This window comes from Anaeroplasma sp., from assembly GCF_034179385.1.
Taxonomy (GTDB): Bacteria; Bacillota_I; Bacilli_A; order Acholeplasmatales; family Anaeroplasmataceae; genus Anaeroplasma.
The window spans coordinates 20,303-37,868 of record NZ_JAXFPY010000119.1 but is presented as its reverse complement, the minus strand read 5'-3'; the positions used below and the strand labels follow the sequence as shown (position 1 = coordinate 37,868).

The window sequence follows — 17,566 nt, the reverse complement described above, 5'->3', positions numbered from 1 at the left end:
GTAAAAACTTTAAGAATATAAAATATTATGTTATAATATTATATATTTTTGAATTTGGAGGTAAAATTCAAATGAATTTAAAAGATACTATTGTTACTATTCCTGATTTCCCTAAAAAAGGAATTATGTTTAGAGATATTACAACTCTACTTGAAAATGGAGAAGCATTTGCATACACCACAGAGGAAATTGCAAAATTTGCAGAGGAGATTGGTGCAACCATAATCGTTGGGCCTGAGGCTAGAGGATTCTTATTTGGTGCACCTGTTGCAGCAAAGCTAAAGCTTGGTTTTGTACCTGTAAGAAAGCCTGGTAAGCTTCCTAGAGCTCAAATTACAGAAGAATATTCCTTAGAATATGGAACGAATACATTATGTATTCATGAGGATGCATTAAGTAAGGATGACAAGGTATTAATCGTAGATGATTTACTTGCTACAGGTGGTACTGCATTAGCTGCAGCACACCTATGTGAGAAGACAGGGGCAGAGGTTGTTGGATTAGCCTTTGTCATTGATTTAGTTGATTTGAAGGGTAAGGAGTTACTTAAGGATTATAAAGTAAAAACCTTAGTTGAATTTGAAGGAGAATAATCCATTATAAGCAAATGAAGGAGGTGGATTTATGGTTACAGCAACAACATATGAAGAGCTTGAAAAGATTTTTTCAAAATATATTCGTAAGCCTGAATCTAAAGCGTTAATAAGAAAAGCATGGAATGTTGCCGAAAGCCTACATAACGGGCAATTAAGAAAATCAGGTGAACCATATATCATCCATCCTTTAAATGTTGCTTGTATTTTAGCTGAACTACATGTAGGTCCTGCAACGATATGTGCGGGTTTATTACATGATGTAGTTGAGGATACTCAAGCAACAAAGGAAGGTATTGCAAGAGAATTTGGTGATGATGTAGCTGAAATTGTTGATGGTGTTACCAAGGTTGGACAAATTAAATTTGTAAGCCTTGAGCAAAAGCAAGTAGAAAATCATCAGCATATGCTTTTAGCTATGGCAAAGGATATAAGAGTAATTGTCGTAAAGCTTGCCGATCGATTACATAATATTCGTACACTCAATGCCTTACCACCAGAAAAGCAAAGAAGAATCGCAAGAGAAACTCTTGAGATTTATGCACCACTTGCGCATAAGATAGGTATGTTCCGTATAAAGGCAGAGCTTGAGGATACCTCCCTTAGATACGTAGATAATGAAATGTACAATAAGATTCTTACACAAATTAAAAATGATTCCTCCGCTCGTATGTCTAATGTAGATCATACGATTGATGAAATCAAAAGAATCTTAGGTGAAAATGGATTAACGGATTACCAAATCAAGGGTAGAATTAAGAATATTTATTCTATTTATAAGAAAATGGTAAACCAAAAGAAGGACTTTAAGGATATTTATGATATCTTAGCCATCCGTGTAATTGTAAAAACGGTTGGCGAATGCTATCAGGTATTAGGCTTAATTCATGCCAATTATACTCCAGTACCAAAGAGATTTAAGGATTATATTGCCGTACCAAAGCCAAATATGTATCAATCCTTACATACGACAGTAATTTCTAATGATGGATTTACCTTTGAGGTACAAATTCGTACAGAGGAAATGGACCGTATTGCAGAATATGGTATCGCCGCTCACTGGGCATATAAAGAAAATGCGGAATATTCTAAGGAGCGTGAGCAATTTGAAATTGCCCAAACCTTAAAATGGTATGGTGATCTACTTAAGTTTTCGGAAGAGGAAAATGCACAGAATGCATCTGCAGAGGAATACGTAGAAACTGTAAAAGAGGATTTACTTAATACTACCGTTTATGTTTATACTCCAACGGGTGAGGTTGTCGATTTACCTAAGGGTGCAACCCCACTAGATTTTGCATATAAGATTCATACGAATATTGGCAATAAAACCGTTGGTGCCATGGTAAATAATCATATTGTACCACTGGATTATGAGCTTAAAACGGGAGATATTATCTCGATTAAGACGAATAAGAATTCCTTTGGTCCATCAGAAAACTGGCTTAAAATTGCGAAAACAACACACGCAAGACATAAGATTAAGAGCTTCTTGAATAAGCAAAATCACGATATTTTGCTTGGACAAGGTAAGCAAATGGTCGATGAGGAATTTAAAAGCCAAAGAATTACAAATTACGATTTAGATAATGAATTTGCACTTAAATTCCAAAAGAATAATATTAGCTCTCTTGATGATATGTATTTAGAGGTTGCTAAGAATAATTTATCTGCAAAGACCGTCGTATCGAAATACTTAGGTTCGAGTGATCCATCAAAGCTAACGGAAGAAGCATTAAGCCGTCAGATTGAGCGTAGCCAAAGAATTTTAACAACGAATAGTGAAACTGGTGTTGTCGTCGAAGGTCTAACGAACCCACAGCTAAAGCTTGGTTCTTGCTGCAACCCAATCCCAGGAGATGAAATTTTAGGTTATGTCACTAAGGGTAATGGAATTGTTGTTCATAATTTATGCTGTAAAAATATTAACAGCTTCCAAAAGGAAAGATTAATTCCTTTAGCTTGGGCTACGAATATTGATAGAAAATATCCTGTTTCGATAAAGATTGAAGCGACAGCGAATATGAATCTACTTGTAGAAATTATGAATACAGTATCCGCATCTGGCATGTCCATTTTGGCCATTAACGCAAACCAAAATGCGAATTTAGAGGCCATAGTTAAGCTTAAGGTTATGACGGATAATTTATTATCCTTAGAGAAAATGATTGTTAACCTTAAGAAGATTAAATATATTTATAACATTGAAAGAGATAACCATTAATGAGAGTAGTAGTTCAAAGAGTTAAATATTCTTCCTGCACAATTGATGGAGTAGTTACTGGAAAATGTGATAAGGGCTTTATGTTACTTATTGGCTTTAAAACAACAGATACTCTAAGAGAACTTGAAAAATGTGCAAAAAAGGTTTCAGGATTAAGAATATTTGAAGACGAAAATGGAAAAATGAATCAATCACTTAAGGATGTTTCTGGTACAATTCTTGCTATAAGTCAGTTTACACTTTATGCAGATTGTAAGCATGGAAATCGTCCTGGATTTTCGGATGCTATGGAATTCCATAAAGCGAGTGAATATTACGATTTATTTGTAAAAATGCTTAGAGATATGGATTTCCATGTTGAAGTTGGTATCTTTGGAGCTGACATGAAAATTGAACTTTTGAATGATGGACCTGTAACTATATTATTAGATACAGATAATCTATAATAGGGGGAAATTATGACATCATATGTTTTTAACCAAGAAAGCTATTCTGATTTAAGTAGCTTAGCTAAAGCATATATTGATAATTTTGATTTAGGTATGGATGATATCTATACGAATACAAAGGAACTAATTCAATTCATTAAAAGTAGAATTAGTGATAAAGGAAAAGTTAAGAAATATATCAACATTTTAGCAGAAACAAAATATAAAAGTAACGCATTAACCTTTATGATCTTTGAAATGACGGATCATAAGGAAATTATAATTGCTGGAGTAAAAATGGATTTATTAACCTATTTACAGGCATTAAGGGAAAACCCAGATCCAGCAAATAATATTTTATTTGCCTTCTTAGAGGATGGAGGTATTACGAAAACCTTCCGTGCATCCGGTGCTGACCCAAAGCTATGTCAGCATTCTCGTGCGATTGAAAGAAATTTTAGAAATCCATTTACTTATAAATACTTAGTAGCCTACTATGGCTATGAAACAAAGGAATCCTTAGATGGTAAGGTTCGAATCATTGCCATTAATGGTGAGGAATGCTTTAGAAGATTTTCTAATCTTGCAAGAAGTGAAGCCTTCTTGATTTCCTTAGCGCATAAGGCAGGCTTTACCGATGTAATTGAGGCAGTAAATGATGAAAATCCAACCTTTGTTTCCCTAAAGCTTTTGAATAAGATAAAGGAAACAGATGAGGATTATTTAAGAAGAATCGTAGATGGCTCATTTTTCTTTTGGATGGTAGATAATTTTGATAAATATGATTATAAGCCAAAGGCTTTAAAAATTTACAAGAGATTTGTTGAAATCAAAAAGGAATATGATGGCTATAAGGATCAAATTGCTGCAAGAAAGATTTCTTCTATATCCTTTGATAATTATATTGGTATAGCGAAAAGATTATATGAGAATTATTTATATTTCATCACTGCATATAAGAATGATTTCATCTCTGTTAAAAAGAAATATGACAAAGAAAAATATGATTTAAATAAGCCTTATGCTAAAACCTATATCTGTCAGGATTATATGCAAGGAAAGGTTGTTAAGCTTTATACTTCACATGAGGAGATTGAACAAAAGGTTAATCCTTTAACTGGTGAGGTTATTGAAGAGGTAAGAAACGAAGATGCCTTGGATGATGTATCGAAGGATGCACCTGAATTCATTCTCCCTGAGGATAAGAAAAAGGAATATGATATCAAAAAGCAAAGAAAGAATTTACTTGGCCAATATGGCTTTGCGAATGCCTCTATTATCATGGGATTACTTATGGTAATTCCAATGCTTCTTATGGTTTTCGTATTTAAATTCTTATCTAACGGTAGTGGTAAGAAGGCTACTTTAGCAAACAATTTTGGTATTTTATTAAATTCCTATAGCCTATATATTGCCCTAGGTGTAGTTGTTCTACTTATCCTTGCTTCAGGCTTATCTATGATTACGAATAAGAAGAGCCAATATGCTTTAAAGAAATATGATAATTTAGTAAATAATATTAATCCAAAGGATTTCTATCCTGAGGAGAAAATATTATATCAGCAGGAAAAGGAAGCCTTAAAGAAGCAATCCTTTAAATCCTTCAATTTCCCTGCCTTCTTTATTCAAATTTATTTAGGTGTTTTAGTCGCTTTTCTATCCTTAGTTCTTATTGCATCATTATCTATTTTTATTCCATTCTTAGGAAACTATAGCAATAGAATTGGACAAGTGGAAGTTACAATTGTATTATCCTTTGGATTACTTTTAGGAATTATCTTTGGAATGCTATTTCAAAAAAAGAATAGTATTATGAGCATTTTATTTGCTTTTGTTGTACTTATTTTATGTACAACTCTAGTTATTGCTATGTAATGAGGTAAATTTATGAATGTATATATGGTGAGCCTCGGCTGTGCTAAAAACCAGGTAGACTCTGAAATGATTTTAGGAGCAATGAAGGATTCTATAACCTTAGTTTCATCTCCTATAGATGCAAATTTAATATTGATTAATACTTGTTGCTTTATAGAGCCTGCAAGAAAGGAAGCTATTGATACGATTCTTCAAATGGCAGATTATAAAAAGAATGGAGCTAAGCTTATTGTTTTAGGATGCCTACCGCAAAGATACAAGGATGAACTCATTAAGCTTTTGCCCGAGGTAGATCGCTTTGTAACCATTGATGAATATAGAAATATAGCTAAAATTATTGAAGGTGTAATAGAGTCCGATTATAAGATAAAGGGCGAATATTCTCCATTAAATCGTATATATTCCACTCCAAGCTATATGAGATATATTAAAATTTCAGAGGGCTGTCAAAACCATTGTGCCTTTTGTGCAATTCCTTTAATTCGTGGTACCTTAAGAAGTAGAACCATGGAATCCATTATAGAGGAAGTAAAAAAAGAGGTAGCAAGTGGTGTATATGAGATTAATTTAATTTCTCAGGATACGACGAAATATGGCTATGATTTATATGATAAGAAGCTTATGATTGTGCCACTCTTAGAGGAATTATGCAAAATTGAGGGTGATTTTAAGATTCGTTTATTATATTTATATCCAGATATTGTTACCGATGAGCTAATTGAATTTATTAAAACACATGACAAGGTTATGCCTTATTTTGATATTCCAATTCAGCATTCTGAGGACCATATTTTAAAGAAGATGGTAAGAAGAGGTATGAAGGATTACCTATTCAATCTATTTAAAAAGATTAAAACAGAAATACCTAATGCTATTCTTCGTACTACCTTAATTGTTGGATTCCCTTACGAGGAGGAAATAGATATTGATCATTTAATCGAATTTATGAATGAGGTTCAATTTGATCGTCTTGGTGCATTTACCTTCTCCTTAGAGGAGGGAACAGCTGCAGAAAAATATCCGAATGTTATTCCTTTTGATGTGAAACAAAAGCGTTATGAAAGAGTAATGGAGGCTCAATCTAAGATTGCTTTAGAAAAGAATAAGGCAATGATTGGCAAGGTTATAGAGGATGCCTTTATTATTGGTTATGATGAGGAATCCTTTATGTATGTTGCAAGAAGCTATCAATATGCCCCTGATGAGGTGGATGGTGCAATCTTTGTTGCAGCACATTATGAGCTTTCGCTTGGACAAAGGGTTAAGGTAAAAATTATGGATTGTGATGAATATACCTTAACCGGTGAGCAATGTGAATAATATATTTTTATTTGACATTGATGGTACATTATCGATTAATGGTATCATACCAGAGTCTGCAAAGGAAATTATAAAAAAAATTAGAGAAAAAGGTGATTTGGTATTACTTTCTACAGGTAGATGTAAATTCCAATTGAAACCTATTGAAGAAGTTATAACAACCGATGGAGCCATCATGAATAATGGTGGCTATATTGTTGTAAAGGATAAGGTAATTGCGAAGCATCCTATATCTAAGGATGCTATAAAAAGATTATTTGATATGGGATTTAAAACAACCCTATTAAATGAGAAATATTATGCAAGAATCGATTGTGATAAAATCTATAAGGAATTTTCAGATTATTTTAAGGTTCCAGAAGCAACCCTATATCCAAAGGATATATTAGAGGATGATATATATTCTTTGGGGGTATATAGCTATCATGCAGATACATTTCCAAAGGAATTATTTCCTGAAATCGATTTTGTGCGTGTTGCACCCTTAGGCTTTGATGCTATTGCCCACGGTATATCTAAGGGTAGTGCGGTATTAGATTTAAGAAAAATCTATAAGGATGCAAGAATTATCGCATTTGGCGATAATTATAATGATTTAGAAATGCTTAAGGAAGCGGATATATCGATTGTAGTACCTACTGCCCCAAAGGAAGTACAGGAGGTAGCTTCCTTTGTAACAAAAAATCCTTTAGAGGATGGAATCGCTTATGCGATTAAGGAGTTTTTAAAATATGAAGATTAATGTTGTATTATATCATCCAGAAATTCCACAAAATACAGGAAATATTATGAGAAGCTGTGTTGGATTTCATGCAAAGCTTCATTTAATTCGTCCACTAGGCTTTAAGCTTGATGAGGCAAGAATGAGAAGAGCGGCCTTAGATTATTTTGATTATTTGGAATATGAGGCATATGACGATTGGGATGATTTTAAAAGTAAAAATAAGGGTAAATTTTATTATTTAACTCGCTATGGTCATAAATCTCCCTCTACAATAAATTTTAAAGAGGATGCAAAGGATTCGGATATCTATTTAGTCTTTGGTGCGGAATCAACAGGAATTGCTTATGATATCCTAAAGGACAATTTAAAGGATTGCTATAGAATTCCTACAACAGATAAAATAAGAAGTTTAAATTTATCAAATTGCGCTGCCATTATGCTATTCTTAGCAAGCGAGGCAATCAATGATGAATCTATTGTTGTAACACATGAACCAGATACTATGAAGGGTGAAAACTTCATTGATGATTTAGATTTAAAGGAATTAGATATCGTTCATAGAGAATATGATCATAAAGGAGAATAATATGGTTTTAACAGGTGATAATTTTAAAGAATTCATTACGAGTGATTCTCTTACTTTAGTTGATTTTTGGGCACCATGGTGCGCTCCTTGTAGAATGCTTCTTCCAATTCTAGAGGAAATTGAAAATGAGAGTGATGTAAGTTTAGGAAAGGTAAATGTCGATGAAGAAGAGGCAATAGCCTTAGCCTTTGGAATTCAAAATATTCCAACCCTTATGGTATTTAAAAATGGTAAAATCTTAGGTAAAAAGGTGGGCTTCTTACCTAAAAAGGCAATTATGGATTGGTTAAATAGCTTAAAATAGAATGCGAAAATTCGCATTCTTTTTTTCTCAATTATTGCTTAATGCTTTCATATGATCTATGTGGTATTATATCTTTATGGATAAATTAGAAATACTTAAAAAATATTATGGCTATAGTAAATTAAAGAAGGAGCAAGCAACGATTATCGATGCTGTATTAAACAATAAGGATATTATAGGATTACTTCCAACAGGCTATGGTAAATCTGTTACATTCCAGATTCCTGCATTATTGCTCGATGGAATAACGATAGTAATTACACCTCTAATTGCATTAATGCAAGATCAGGTAAGGAATCTAAAGGATAAGATGATTCCTGCAGCATATATTAATTCCTTATTAGATAAAGAGGAAGTAGATAATGTCTATAAAAAGCTTAGAAGAGGAGATATTAAAATATTATATGTTTCAGCAGAAAGGCTAGAAACAAAAAGATTCTTAGATGAAATTATAAATATAGATATATCTATGATCGTTGCAGATGAAGCTCATACACTCCTTTGGAGTGAGGATTTTAGAAAAGCATTAGGACACATTCCTTCCTTCATTCATAAGCTTAAAAAAAGGCCTAAAATGATGGCCTTAACTGCAACGGCAACAAAAACAACAGTGGATAAAATAAAGGTATTACTTGAATTAAAAAATCCTATTTTAGTTGCCGGAGATTGTGATAGAAAAAATATATTCTATAAGATACAAAAGACGCATGATAAGGATAGAGAGTTATATTTTTATATTAAATCACATTTAAATCTTCATGGTATCATTTATTGCTTGACGATAAAGAATGTGTTACATGTATATGAATTCCTAAAGGAAAAGGGCTTTAAGGTAGGATACTATCATGGAGAGATGGAATCTATAGATAAGAAAAAAATACAAAATATGTATACGAATCATGAAATTGATATTATTGTATCCACCAATGCCTTTGGCATGGGAATAGATATACCAGATATAAGGTATGTCATAGAATATGACCTCCCCTCCTCCATCGAAGATTTTAGCCAGCAATCTGGTCGCGCATCAAGAGATGGTAAATATGCAGAAAGTATAGTTTTATTCAATTTAAAGGATATAGAAACTATAGAATATTTTATAGACCATATGGATAATAAAGAAAAGAGTAGCAAGGAGATGAAACAAATTAAAAAGGATAGATATCAAAAATTAGATTCTATGGTTAAATTATGTATTGGATCTAGTTGTATTCATAAGGCAGTATCTGAATATTTTGGGATACCACATAAGGGGAATTGTAATATGTGCTCCAATTGTGTTAAGAGCAAATATACTTGTTAATCATGCATTTTTGAATTTTCTTCCTTTTCTAAAATGTATTATAGAACAAATAACAAAAGAATATAAATTTCAAAAAAAGCTGTCATATTTTCAGATAGTTAACTGAAAAGTAATGACAGCTTTATATTATTCTATGCTTGTTCCTGGTGCTAAATCCATAAATAATGGAATAACAATAGGCTTTCTATCTGTTTTTAAATAGATTTCCTTTTCTAAGAATTCAGTTAGCTTTTGCTTTAGCATACCTAAAATGACTACATTCGAATTTGCCATTTCATCTAGTATGAATTTTTTTGCAGCTTCAACGAAAGCTTTGGTTAATGCTTCTGAATCCTTCATGTAAATAAAGCCTCTAGAAACTACCTGCGGTTCGATTGGAATAATCTTTTTCTTGGTGTCGATGGTAATAACTAAAGAGAACATACCATCCTCAGATAGCATTCTACGCTCTCTTATAATATCCTTTGAAATATCACCAATGCCTTCACCATCGATATATACATCACCTGCCGTAACATGGCCCGCATTTCTTGCAGAATGATCGTTAATTGCAAGTACATCACCATTTTCTAAAATGAAGGTATTGTTTGGATCAACACCACATTCAATAGCTAAATCGGCATGTACTCTTTGCATTCTGTATTCGCCATGAATTGGCATGAAATATTTCGGCTTTAATAAATTAAGCATAAGCTTAAGCTCAACTTGAGATGCATGTCCTGTAGTATGTGTATCGGTAATAGGAGAATGTGTAATTACATTTGCTCCTTTACGGAATAATTGGTTGATGGTTTTATTTACGCCCTCTTGATTTCCAGGTATTGGATTGGAAGAGAAGATGATCGTATCATTTGGCATTAGCTTTATGACTCTATGAGAGCCATTGGCAATTCTCGATAATGCGGCCAAAGGCTCCCCTTGAGATCCTGTACATAATAAGCATATTTCGGATGCTTTATAATGATCAATCTCTTCAGGAGCTATAATTGTACCCTTTGGTGCTTTAATATAACCTACCTGTTGTCCTACCTCTATGGTTTTTTCCATAGACCTACCAAAGACGGCAACCTTACGGTTTGTAAGTACACAGGCTTCAATGACCTGTTGTACTCTAAACATATTCGATGCGAAGGTTGCAACAATAATTCTATCTGTAACCTGCTTAAATAATTCTTTAATAGAAGAACCAATTTTCTTTTCGGATTCTGTAACACCTGGTCTTAAGGAATTCGTTGAATCGGATAATAAGCATAAAACACCCTCTTGGCCTAATAAGGCAAGCTTATCATATTCTGCAGCAGGACCAACGGGAGTCAAATCGATTTTGAAGTCTCCAGTATGTACAATGGTACCAAGATCTGTTTTGAAGCATATAGCAAAGGAATCTGGAATGGAGTGATTCAATCTTATAAAGGATACAGTAACACCCTTAAATTCATAAACGAAATGACTCTTAAATTCTACAATTTGAGTAGAACCTAATAATTCTGGATACTCCTCAAGCTTATTTTCAATTAAATCTATAGTAACACCTGCAGCAAATATCTTAGGTATTTTAACCTTTTTAAGTAGGAATGGTATACCACCAATATGGTCTTCATGACCATGTGTAATAAATAATCCTACGATTCTTTGTTGATTTTGTACTAAATATGTATAATCAGGGATAACATAATCTACGCCTAGTAGATGAGAATCTGGAAATAGGATTCCTGAATCTACGATAAATAATTGTCCTAAATAGTCGATGACATACATGTTTTTACCGACTTCACCTAAACCACCAAGCGCAAAAATAGCTATCTCCTTGCGGTTGTATAACTTGTCCATATAAACCTCCTATGAAATTCGAATTCGGAAAAAGTTATATATATTATAACCTATATGAAAACAAGTTTCAAAGCTATTTCATAATTTATTATGAATATAAAGCATTTTCATAGATAATTTATAAAATATATGCTATAATTCAAAGGTATTTGAAAAGAGGAATTAAAGTTATGAAAGCAAGTAGAATGTTAATTTCCACACTTAAGGAAGCCCCAAATGAGGCAAAAATAGATTCACATATTTTACTCCTTCGTGCTGGAATGATTAAAAACGAGGTAGCTGGTGTTTATAACTATCTACCTATGGGACTTAGAGTCTTAAATAAAATTCAAGCAATCATCAAGGATGAAATGGATAAAGCAGGCAGCCAAGAGATTTTATGTAGTGCACTACAGCCAAAGGAATTATGGGTAGAATCTGGTAGATGGATGAAATATGGCCCTGAGCTTATGAGACTTAAGGATCGTCATGATAGAGAGTTCTGCTTAGGACCAACGCATGAGGAAATCTTCACATCTATTGCAAGAGATTTAATTAAATCTCCTAAGCAATTACCTGTTATTTTATATCAAATTCAAACAAAATATAGAGATGAATTCCGTCCTAGATTTGGTTTAATTCGTTCTAGAGAATTCATTATGAAGGATGCCTATTCCTTCGACAAGGATGAGGCTGGATTAGAAGAATCCTATAAGCTTATGTATGATACATATTCTAAGATTTTTACAAGATTCCATCTAAATTTCCAACCCGTTTTAGCGGATACAGGAAATATTGGTGGTAATGGCTCTCACCAATTTATGGCATTATCGGATATTGGTGAATCTACCATTATTTATTGTGATGAAAATCATTATGCTGCAGACCAGGAAAAGGCTACAACTATGCTTGATGGCTATAAGGGAGATGAAGAAGCTCCTATCGAAAAGGTATATACACCAAATCACGCAACCATCGAGGAATTAGTGGATTTCTTAAAGATTGATGCTAAGAATTTAGCTAAGACTATGGTTTACCATGACTTTATGAATGAAAAGTTCATTGTCGCAATGGTAAGAGCCGATAAGGATATTAATGAAATTAAGCTTGTGAATGAATCCGGCTCTAATGAAAACTATTTAAAGCTTGCAACAGATGAGGAATTAGCTTCCTTAGGTATAGTTAAGGGCTTTATTGGACCTGTTGGCCTACCATGTAATTTAGACATTTATGTAGATGAAGAATTAAAGGATATGGATTCCTTCTATGTAGGTGCTAATGCAAAAGATTACCATTTAAAGAATGTAAAATTCGGTAGAGATTTTACAGGTAAGGTATGTGATTTACGATTAGCTAAGGATGGCCTAAGATGTCCAATTTGTGGTAAGCCACTAAAGAGCGCAAGAGGTATTGAGGTTGGTCAGGTATTTAAGCTTCAAACGAAATATTCAAAGGCAATGGGCTGTACCTATGTAAATGAGAAGGGCGAAAACGTACCAATGGTTATGGGCTGCTACGGCATTGGAGTTACAAGAACCTTCCAATCGATTGTTGAGCAATACCATGATGAATTTGGTATTAAGTGGCCACTAAATGTTGCGCCATATCATGCAGTAGTATTACCTGTTAAATATTCACTTCCAGAACAAATGGAATTATCAGATAAGCTTCATGAAATGCTTGAGTCAAACGGTGTTGAGGTTGTCTTAGATGATAGAAACCAAGGCTTAGGCTTTAAGGCTAAGGATTGGGAGCTTATTGGTGTACCTTATCAAATTATTGTTGGAAAAAGAGCATCAGAGGGCATTGTTGAACTTAAGAATAGAGATACATTAGCTAAAGAAGAAATGCCTTATTTAGATGCAGTAGCTAAAATTGTTGAAGCTGTAAAGGCGATTTAACATTTCTATAACTATGGATGCAAGATTTAGCTCAAGAAAGGCTAGATGACATTGAGATATAGAAATATTAAATCCCTTAGGATAATAAAAGGTGAAACATGAGTGATTTAGCAAAATTAAAGGAAATCATTGAAAAAAGTAAAAAAATAGTTATATTTTCAGGAGCAGGATTATCTACAAATTCAGGTATACCTGATTTTAGAAGTGCGGATGGCTTATATAATCAAAAAACCAAAAGTAATATAAGACCTGAAGAAATTATTTCCCATTCCTTCTTTATGTCGAATCCTTTTGAGTTTTACCAATTCTATTTTTCAAAAATGGTTTATTTAGATGCTAAGCCTAATATAGCCCATAAATATTTTGCAAAGCTAGAAGAGGAAGGAAAGGTCTTAGCGGTAGTAACCCAAAATATTGATAACCTGCACCAAGAGGCAGGCTCAAAGAGGGTTTATGAGCTTCATGGATCTATCATGAGAAATTATTGCATGAAGTGCCATAAATTCTATTCCCTAAAGGATATATTTCATGAGTCATATGAGGTTCCAAGGTGTAGCTGTGGTGGCATCATAAAGCCGGATGTTGTACTTTATGAGGAAGGGCTTAATGATGAGGTTGTAGCAAATGCCTTATATGCGATTCGTGAGGCAGATACCATTATTGTTACTGGTACATCTTTAACAGTATATCCTGCTGCAGGCTTCCTAAGATATTTTAGGGGTGAGAATCTTATTTTATTGAATAAGAGTGAAACACCATATGATTCTTTGGCGAATATTGCTATACATGATGATATAAAAAATGTAATTGAATATCTAGAAAAATAATATAACCCCTGGTTTTGCCAGGGGTTATCCTTATTTATTGAGAAGAATATGTTTAATTCCTATAGAGATATGTTCACTTAAATCTAAATAGGAATTATCGCCTTCTGTGTTAAAATCGTATTTTAAGATTTCTGTTCTTAGTGAATCAAAGCGTGTACATAAATGGTAGAAGAGGTCATCCTCCTTTGAATCTGTAGCATTTCCTCCTCTATATAGATATATACTCTTTTTACATGTGAAATTATTCTTTAAATCTTCGTTGATTTTATCATCACATAGCTTTAATGTAGGATTTAATAGACAAGCTCCCTTATATTCCTTATATTTATATACCATGGAAAGGGCAGCGATTGCACCTTCATTTATACCAAATAAATAGACTTGATCCTCTAGTATACGAAATCTTTGTTTTAAAATTGGTAAAACAATATGTGTTATATATTCAAAATAAATATAGGATAATACGGTATCTACATCCTTATTATCTCCGTTATAATATGGATTTAATTCGCTCATTCTCCATTCCTTAATTGCTGGGGAATGTAAGAATACAAGTATGGTATCCTCTTTGATATCGTATGTGATTTTATCTGTATCAAAAACCTTAGTATCTTCTCCAATATAGTTATAAAATAATTCTCCATCAAAAAAGATAACTATTGGATATTTTCTTTCGATTTGATCGTAATTATCTGGATATTTTACGTGAATTTTTAAATTTCTTCTAAGCTCCCTTGCGGTTATTTTAAATGCCTCAACCATAATATAAATCACCTAAATTCATTATACTATAAGAATTCAAAAATTATGAAAAAATGTAAAGTTTTTAAATTTTTGGCACTTTACTGTTGACAGTGCCAAAAAATAGAATTATAATTACTTATGAACAGTTTGGAGGTAGTAAAAAAATGAAAACGACAAAGAAATTTAAAACAGAAACAAAACGTCTATTAGACATGATGATTAATTCGATTTATACACACAAGGAGATTTTCTTAAGAGAATTAGTATCGAATGCATCCGATGCTATCGATAAAAGACATTATATGTCTTTAACCGATACTTCAATTCCACAAGAGGATTACCAAATTTTGGTGGAAGCAGATGAGGAAAAAAAGACCATAACCATTAAGGATAATGGTGTTGGTATGACCTTAGAGGAGCTTGAAAATAATTTAGGTACTATCGCAAAATCAGGCTCTAAGGAATTCATGGAAGCAGTTGAAAAGGAAAATACACCAGAAGTCGATATCATTGGTCAATTTGGTGTAGGTTTCTATAGTGCATTTATGGTTGCAAACAAGGTAACTGTATTAACAAAATCGATTAAGGATAATACATCTCATCTATTTACATCAGAGGGTGTTGAATCCTATACCATCGAAGATGGAAATAAGGAGGATTATGGTACTGTAATTACTCTATATTTAAAGGATGATACGGAAGATGATAAATATAGTGATTATTTAGAGGAATATAAGGTTAAGGAATTAATTAAGAAATATTCCGATTATGTAAGATACCCTATTAAGACTTGGGTAACTAAGCTTGACCCTGCAACAGATGAGGAAAAGAAGGATCCTAATTTTAAGCCAAAAACACATAAGGAGCTTGAAACAGTGAATTCTATGCTTCCTATTTGGAAGAAAAATAAGAGTGAGGTTACCGATGAGGAATTAAATAATTTCTATAAATCTAAATTTATGGATTGGCAGGATCCTATCACATCCATTCATGTAAATGTTGAAGGTATGCTAACCTATAATGCTCTATTATTCATTCCAAAGAAGCCATTCTATGAAATGTATAATGATAAGGATGATAAGGGACTACAGTTATATACAAAGGGTGTATTTATCCTAGAAAAGTGTAAGGAATTAATCCCAGATTACCTAAGATTTGTAAAGGGCTTAGTAGATAGTGCAGATTTACCACTAAATATTTCTCGTGAAACCTTACAGGAGGATAGAGCCATCAAGAAGATTGCAGCGAATGTAGAGAAGAAGATTTTAGCTGAATTATCTCGTATGGTTAAAAACGATAGAGAAAAATATGAGGAATTCTATAAGGATTGGGGTAGACATTTAAAATTTGGTCTATATGAAAATTATGGTGAGCGTAAGGATTCCTTAAAGGATTTAATTTTGCTTAGAAGCTTTAATGAGGATAAGCTTGTTACATTTAATGAATATGTAGAAAAGATGCCTGAATCACAAAAGGAAATTTATTATGCAATTGGAAATGATAAGGCATCCGTAGAAAAGCTACCACAAATGGATTTAGTTAAATCTAAGGGCTATGATGTATTCATTCTATCTGAGGATATCGATGAATTCATGATTAATGTATTAAAGAGCTATAATGAAAAGCCATTTAAGTCTATCAATAAGGATGAGCTTGATTTAATCGATGAAGAGGAAAAGAAAAAGATTGATGAGTTAAAAGAAGAAAAGAAGGAGTTCTTAAGTGAGGTTAAGGAATCCATACCTTCTGTTAAGGAAGTAATCCTTTCTAAGAAGCTTGTTGATGCACCATGCTGCGTATCCTCAACCGGTGAATTATCCTTTGAGATGGAGCGTGTCTTAAAGCAGCAAAATCAAGAGGTTAAGGCGGAAAGAGTATTTGAGCTTAATCCAAATCATCCAATGTTTGCTAAACTTGAGGCTTTATATAAGGTAAATAAGGATGAGGCATCTCGTATGACTAAGCTATTATATACAGAAGCATTACTACAAGAAGGTATTCTACCAGATGATCCAAAGGACTTTGCTGAGGATTTAAATCAACTTCTAATGAAGTAGACAAAAGTAAATATGTGTCTATAAAATTTTGGAAGGAATGAGCAATCATTTCTTCCATTTTTCTTATATCCATTGTAAAATAAATCTAGGTGATTGCGATGAATAAGATAGAATTTCAATTAAACAATGGTAAATATAGGATACATGGAATGAAATATATTCCAAATAATCCTAAAAATATACCAATTATTATGTCTCATGGCTTTTTATCGAATTCAAAAAGATTAAAAAGATATGCCATATTTTTAGCAGAAATGGGCTATACGGTTTATACTTATGATTTTTGTGGTGGACATTTATTTGGTAAAAGTGAAGGTCCAAGAGAATATTTAACCATAGAAAATGAATTAAACGATCTTCAAACGGTAATAAATAGCGTAGAAGAAAGTAAGCAAGAGCTTATGCTCTTTGGTGAATCCTTAGGTGGATTTATATCTTTCATTTATGCAGCAAGAAATCCTGCGGTAGTTGCAAAAGTATTATCCATCTACCCAGCTCTATCCATCCCAGATGACGCAAGACGCGGTAAAATGCTTTTAATTTCCTTTGACCCAAATCATATAAGAGAAACATGGAAATGTAAATTTGGCTTTAAATTTAACCCATCCTTCGCAGAGGGATGTATAAGGTTAGATACCGATAAAATCATAAAAGAGGTTTTATGTCCTGTATGTATTGTCCATGGAGGAAAGGATAAGATTGTATCGGCTACACATTTAAGAAAAACCTTAGAGAATTTATCTTCTGATTCCTTTGTTTATTTTATAAAAAAGGCAGGTCATGGCTTTAAAAGAAAGGAGCAAGATATCGCACTTGCTCATTTTAAGGATTTTTTAACAAATAAAAGATAGTAAAAAGGCTGTTAAGAAAC

15 protein-coding genes are annotated in these 17,566 nt (G+C 32.9%); 13 read left to right on the top strand and 2 right to left on the bottom strand.

Translation table 11 applies throughout. The features are described from left to right. Positions 1-71 precede the first annotated feature (71 nt). The 9 genes from SPJ17_RS08060 (at position 72) to SPJ17_RS08020 (ending at position 9,357) form a co-directional block, all read left to right on the top strand. On the top strand, positions 72-593 hold the full coding sequence (locus tag SPJ17_RS08060; RefSeq protein WP_321094562.1) for an adenine phosphoribosyltransferase: 522 nt from the start codon (positions 72-74) through the stop codon (positions 591-593). Between the two features lie 31 nt (positions 594-624). Then, positions 625-2,817 carry a bifunctional (p)ppGpp synthetase/guanosine-3',5'-bis(diphosphate) 3'-pyrophosphohydrolase gene (locus SPJ17_RS08055; RefSeq protein ID WP_321094560.1) on the top strand — a complete coding sequence of 731 codons (2,193 nt, stop codon included), beginning with the start codon at positions 625-627 and terminating at the stop codon, positions 2,815-2,817. Then, on the top strand, positions 2,817-3,263 hold the full coding sequence (dtd, locus tag SPJ17_RS08050; protein ID WP_321094558.1) for a D-aminoacyl-tRNA deacylase: 447 nt from the start codon (positions 2,817-2,819) through the stop codon (positions 3,261-3,263). The genes SPJ17_RS08055 and dtd overlap by 1 nt, the downstream gene beginning before the upstream one ends. A 12-nt stretch (positions 3,264-3,275) precedes the next feature. Further along, positions 3,276-5,120, top strand: a complete 1,845-nt coding sequence (locus SPJ17_RS08045) for a hypothetical protein (protein ID WP_321094556.1) — start codon at positions 3,276-3,278, stop codon at positions 5,118-5,120. 12 nt (positions 5,121-5,132) lie between these two features. Then, positions 5,133-6,440 carry a 30S ribosomal protein S12 methylthiotransferase RimO gene (rimO, locus tag SPJ17_RS08040; protein WP_321094555.1) on the top strand — a complete coding sequence of 436 codons (1,308 nt, stop codon included), beginning with the start codon at positions 5,133-5,135 and terminating at the stop codon, positions 6,438-6,440. Continuing rightward, positions 6,433-7,182 (top strand): HAD hydrolase family protein, encoded by a 750-nt coding sequence (locus SPJ17_RS08035; protein WP_321094554.1) that lies wholly within the window; start codon positions 6,433-6,435, stop codon positions 7,180-7,182. Before rimO ends, SPJ17_RS08035 begins: the two co-directional genes overlap by 8 nt. After that, a complete protein-coding gene (locus tag SPJ17_RS08030; protein ID WP_321094553.1) occupies positions 7,172-7,750 on the top strand; it encodes a tRNA (cytidine(34)-2'-O)-methyltransferase in 579 nt (192 codons plus the stop codon). Before SPJ17_RS08035 ends, SPJ17_RS08030 begins: the two co-directional genes overlap by 11 nt. 1 nt (position 7,751) lies before the next feature. Continuing rightward, positions 7,752-8,054, top strand: coding sequence for a thioredoxin (gene trxA / locus SPJ17_RS08025; RefSeq protein ID WP_321094552.1), 303 nt, complete (start codon positions 7,752-7,754; stop codon positions 8,052-8,054). A gap of 76 nt (positions 8,055-8,130) precedes the next feature. Continuing rightward, complete coding sequence (locus tag SPJ17_RS08020) at positions 8,131-9,357, top strand: RecQ family ATP-dependent DNA helicase (RefSeq protein WP_321094550.1); 1,227 nt, start codon at positions 8,131-8,133, stop codon at positions 9,355-9,357. 126 nt (positions 9,358-9,483) lie between these two features. Here SPJ17_RS08020 and SPJ17_RS08015 read toward each other — a convergent pair whose 3' ends face one another. Next, positions 9,484-11,187 carry a ribonuclease J gene (locus SPJ17_RS08015; protein ID WP_321094548.1) on the bottom strand — a complete coding sequence of 568 codons (1,704 nt, stop codon included), beginning with the start codon at positions 11,185-11,187 and terminating at the stop codon, positions 9,484-9,486. A gap of 170 nt (positions 11,188-11,357) precedes the next feature. On the opposite strand from SPJ17_RS08015, the gene SPJ17_RS08010 reads away from it, so the two are divergent. Beyond that, the gene (locus SPJ17_RS08010; RefSeq protein WP_321094546.1) at positions 11,358-13,067 is read left to right on the top strand and encodes a proline--tRNA ligase; all 1,710 of its coding nucleotides are present in this window, start codon (positions 11,358-11,360) and stop codon (positions 13,065-13,067) included. Between the two features lie 98 nt (positions 13,068-13,165). Then, positions 13,166-13,894 carry an NAD-dependent protein deacylase gene (locus tag SPJ17_RS08005; RefSeq protein ID WP_321094544.1) on the top strand — a complete coding sequence of 243 codons (729 nt, stop codon included), beginning with the start codon at positions 13,166-13,168 and terminating at the stop codon, positions 13,892-13,894. A 30-nt stretch (positions 13,895-13,924) separates the two neighbouring features. Here SPJ17_RS08005 and SPJ17_RS08000 read toward each other — a convergent pair whose 3' ends face one another. Then, entirely contained in the window at positions 13,925-14,656 is a 732-nt protein-coding gene (locus SPJ17_RS08000) for an alpha/beta hydrolase-fold protein (protein WP_321094541.1), read from the bottom strand. A 146-nt stretch (positions 14,657-14,802) separates the two neighbouring features. On the opposite strand from SPJ17_RS08000, the gene htpG reads away from it, so the two are divergent. Together htpG and SPJ17_RS07990 are read left to right on the top strand one after the other, a co-directional pair. Further along, positions 14,803-16,695, top strand: a complete 1,893-nt coding sequence (htpG, locus tag SPJ17_RS07995) for a molecular chaperone HtpG (RefSeq protein ID WP_321094537.1) — start codon at positions 14,803-14,805, stop codon at positions 16,693-16,695. A 98-nt stretch (positions 16,696-16,793) separates the two neighbouring features. Continuing rightward, the gene (locus tag SPJ17_RS07990; RefSeq protein ID WP_321094535.1) at positions 16,794-17,546 is read left to right on the top strand and encodes an alpha/beta fold hydrolase; all 753 of its coding nucleotides are present in this window, start codon (positions 16,794-16,796) and stop codon (positions 17,544-17,546) included. Positions 17,547-17,566: the final 20 nt, after the last annotated feature.